Annotated in this window: 4 protein-coding genes; 2 read left to right on the top strand and 2 right to left on the bottom strand. The window is 42.7% G+C overall.

Features of this window, described 5'->3' with window-relative positions:
- Positions 1-123: 123 nt before the first annotated feature.
- A complete protein-coding gene (locus ACEW9I_RS09910; RefSeq protein ID WP_373540181.1) occupies positions 124-438 on the bottom strand; it encodes an SDR family oxidoreductase in 315 nt (104 codons plus the stop codon).
- Positions 439-806: 368 nt separating this feature from the next.
- Here ACEW9I_RS09910 and ACEW9I_RS09905 point away from each other — a divergent pair, with 368 nt between their 5' ends.
- Positions 807-1,523, top strand: coding sequence for a transposase family protein (locus ACEW9I_RS09905; RefSeq protein WP_373540180.1), 717 nt, complete (start codon positions 807-809; stop codon positions 1,521-1,523).
- A 1,372-nt stretch (positions 1,524-2,895) separates the two neighbouring features.
- Positions 2,896-3,042 (top strand): hypothetical protein, encoded by a 147-nt coding sequence (locus ACEW9I_RS09900; RefSeq protein WP_373540179.1) that lies wholly within the window; start codon positions 2,896-2,898, stop codon positions 3,040-3,042.
- A gap of 616 nt (positions 3,043-3,658) precedes the next feature.
- On the opposite strand, the gene ACEW9I_RS09895 is transcribed toward ACEW9I_RS09900, so the two are convergent.
- On the bottom strand, positions 3,659-4,022 hold a 364-nt coding region (locus tag ACEW9I_RS09895; RefSeq protein ID WP_373540178.1), incomplete at its 5' end, for a hypothetical protein.

Below are 4,022 nucleotides of genomic sequence, written 5' to 3'. Positions count from 1 at the left end.
AACAGTTAATGCCACAGACTGCTGTGAGTCTACTTTTATTAGAAATCGAGCGTCAGCGAGAATTTCTGTTGTCACAGGGGCTGGCATTCGAGTTAGTTTCACTGGAAATTTAGTGCCTATATACTAGTGCAAGATGTGAGAAGACTCATCACTAGCAAGAAAAACGACACCCGCAGCAATCTCCTCTGGTTTCCCAAACCGCCCCAAAGGGGCAGACTGCTTAACATAGTCACCAAAGCTATTCAGTGCTTCTGGTGGCAATCCCATTTTGCTTTGAAAATTCGTGGGCACAAAACCAGGGCTGATGGCATTGACTCGGATCTGACGGGATGCTAGTTCAGCCGCCAGAGTTCGAGCCAACGATCGTACCGCCGCCTTTGTAGCAAAGTACACACTGCCCATTGCTGCACCCTTCTCATTCACGGCAGATGCGTTCAAAATGACGCTTGCCCCGTCCTTCAGGAGTTCAGCAACGGGTACGACAACGATTCGTGTAAAACTGTATCACGACAGGCTTGAAACCTTTGAATAGCAATACTTTCAAAGATTCTGTACATTTTATAGATATTAGACTTGTTGCTTTATAAGCTAAATTAGTTAGAACACCCGATCGACAACAGACAATGCTCAAAATTAATCGGGCCTTGGAGAATGACCGTTTACTGAGGGCGTTGACGGGGCTGAATCGAAAAGCGTTTGACGAGTTGAGTGAAGTCTTCGAGGTGGTCTATCAGGAGAGCATCGAAAGCGACACTAAGCCAAGAAAACGAGCTAGGGGAGGAGGTCGCAAAGCTAGATTGAGCAGCATGGAGTTTAAACTATTCTTCATCTTGTTCTATTTCAAGTGTTATCCAACGTTTGATGTTTTAAGCTGGTTGTTTGACATGGAACGGGGACGGGCTAATCGGTGGGTACATCGGCTCCAAGGAATATTAGAGACAGCCTTGGGTCAAAAGATGGTATTACCGGAACGCAAGCTCGAAAGTATCGAGCAGTTTCTAGAAAGGTTTCCAGCAGTAAGGGAGGTGATTTTCGACGGGACAGAACGACCAGTACAACGTCCAAAAGATGCCGAACAGCAGAAAGAGCATTACTCTGGTAAGAAAAAACGGCATACGCGCAAGCACATTACAGGCAGCACTCGAAGCAAGCGAGTGATTTTGTTGAGTGAAGCCAGGGCAGGGAAGATCCATGACAAGCGGCAATTGGACGAAGCAGACTTAGTGAGCAACATTCCAGATGTGGTCAGAATCGAAGGAGATTTAGGATTTCAGGGGTTGCAAAACGAGTTTGTGAACATCCATTTACCCCATAAAAAGCCAAGAGGGAAGGAGTTGAGTGAGATCCAAAAACAGGAAAACAAGGAATTTAGCTCTCAACGGGTGGTTTGTGAACATGCCCATGCAGGGATTAAACGGTACAACGCAGCTTCAGCGATTTATAGGAATCGTGTGCCTGATTTCGACGATCGTCTGATGCTGACTGCGGTTGGGCTATGGAACTTCTACCTGGATGCTGCCTAACACTTACAGATCGGGGGAGAAGCAGTCTCTGAATGACTTCCAGAGCTTTTTATAAAGCAACAAGTCTATTTGTCAGTTTTACACAATTAATGTCCAAGATATGCTCCAAATCCTTTCCACAAGTTAATTCTTGTTTTCAATGTAAATTTGACCAACTCGATCGAAGAGAAATTTCAGTTTTAATTGGCTTCTGCCATAAAATAATTTCAACTAAAGTCTGTCATGATGATTTACACGAATCGTTGTCACTTTCAACCTACCTTTCGTTAGTAAGTATTTGGCAATTTTGACCTCGTGATAAGTTTATCAAGAAGCAAATTTTAGGTAGGTATCCCTCGCACGGGATCGTTTTGGCACTGTCGCTAGAGGAAAGTCTCTACTTCTATCAAATAAAAGCTGAACCCTATATTGCGTGGGAGTGCGCCTATGTCATACTAGAAAGACGAGACTTTATAATTATGACTTTTCCCCCTCACCAACAAGCTTTCGCAAGTCCATGAGAAGCAGCATCAAGGGCGGACAGAATACCAGGGTCGGAAAGCAGCACTATCCAACGAAGTAGATAGTCAAACTCACCCATTTTTCTCAGATCGGGCGGCTCAAAAAACATCGATCGAGGCACTGCATTATTTTATCAAATTTGTTCAGGTTCGATACCAGATTAAACTGGTATCGAAAAGGCATTTATCTATGCTAAAGTTTTTTGATCGCTTTTTGGAAAAAGGCAAATATCTAATTAATTTTCACCGTAGGTAAACAGACTACCATAATTAGCTAAAAGCGTTGATATGAAAGAGCTACAGCTATTTAATTAAGCTGGACATTAATTATGCAAGATGGACAAATATCTGTGTAATGTACATTTAAAGTATTGCTACATAAGGGTTTTAGTCCCGTCATGATACAGTTTTGCACGACTCGTTGTCATACCCGATCGACCGCCGATATCGACTTGACAGGAGCGACATTTATTGCAAATCCAGAAAATCTACTACTTTGGGTAGATGAATCAGTCTATGACTGTTGATAATATCTAACTACTATGATGTGTCCGAAGCAAAAAATTCAGATAATAGTTTAAAAATTGGGGATTAGAGCAGTGGAGCGAATTGATAAAACACTCTGTAAATATCTAGTTAATTTCGGGCTGATTTGCTTTGTTGCCAGCAGCAATTCAGTAATGTTGCCACAACCTGTCTCGGCACAGACAACAAAAGAGTGCGACCGGATCTACAATTTGGACACCTCAACCTGGACTAGCGAAAATCTCGCTGCATCAGAGCCTAAAGCTCGAAGCTGTACGAACACACTCGCACAGATTTCAACCCCCAATCGTCGCTACTCAATCCGAGAAAGAAATTTGCGAAAGCTTATGCGACAAGTGCAGAATACTCACTATCGGCAAAATGGCACTTACATTCAGGTTAATAGAAATAACATTCGGGAGATGATGAAAAATATTGGTGCTACCCCTTCAGAGAGACGGTTTGTCATCCAACAAATGTCACTTTATCAGTAGCTGGTTGGAATTAAATATAAAGCGATCAGGAGCGTAGTTATGGCTATCGCTACAAGCTCTCAGTTCGTAGGTTGGGCAGAGCGCAAGCAAAACCTAACAGATCGATCCCGATCGAGATTCAAAACTGAAAGTGCCGCATTAGTATCCCGAATGATCGAGTCTACATGGGGTAAAGACGAGATCCGCACAAAAGTTATCACCAGTGTAAAGTTTTGTAAAGTAGACAGAAATTGAGGCTGACCAAACATTGCCTAGTTTATCTCAAGGTAGGCAATGTTTGATTGATAAACAGATAGCTATCAAGGCTTTTGAGCCTTGCGATCGAATTATCTCACAGTCTCTTTTCGGCAAAGTCTGTTTCTGTTTTATCTTCAACCATCGAGAACTGGTGGAAATTAAAAGTGGGGAAATCTTTGAGACAATCCAAGCTGGAACTAGGTGACTTTATACTAGAAGCCTCGCTATGTAATGATTCTATGATTATCTGCTTGACGGCTTAATGTCATGTCGTTACAAAAATTCGTCCCCATGATAAATTTTGCGTGTATCTCGCCCTTACCCCTACATGGTGCTAATTAACTGAGCGATTGCATCATAGGTAGAGTGACAGAATCGCTCAAATAGACCATCCACAGTACTTTGAGATGAATCGCTCAATTAAACCATCGATCAAAGCGGTAAAATGGTTCATACCCATGAGAGAAATCGATCTTCCAAAGCATTGCTGTACAGAGGTTTTAAGCCTGTCATGATACAGTTTTGCACGAATCGTTGTCGTACCCCATATTGGTTCTCCTGCTATTTTGGGGAAAACGCCCAAATTACATGTTAATACAATATTGCCTAATGCTCCTTTAACCTGCTTGGTGCAACTAATGCTGGTTGTTGATGTGGTGGCTTCATCATGTTGGTGTTCCCGATCGATATACCTCAAGCTGTGCCCGTAACTGAGCGACTTCTTGCGCCAGATCCAGCACGAT

Source organism: Chamaesiphon sp. (assembly GCF_041738855.1).
Classification (GTDB): Bacteria; Cyanobacteriota; Cyanobacteriia; order Cyanobacteriales; family Chamaesiphonaceae; genus Chamaesiphon.
This window is presented reverse-complemented; position numbering and strand designations above follow the sequence as displayed.

Bases quoted from the DNA above. Each gene is read 5' to 3' on its own strand.
- ACEW9I_RS09905 (WP_373540180.1), top strand. From the start codon at position 807: ATGGAGTTTAAACTATTCTTCATCTTGTTCTATTTCAAGTGTTATCCA.
- ACEW9I_RS09900 (WP_373540179.1), top strand. From the start codon at position 2,896: ATGCGACAAGTGCAGAATACTCACTATCGGCAAAATGGCACTTACATT.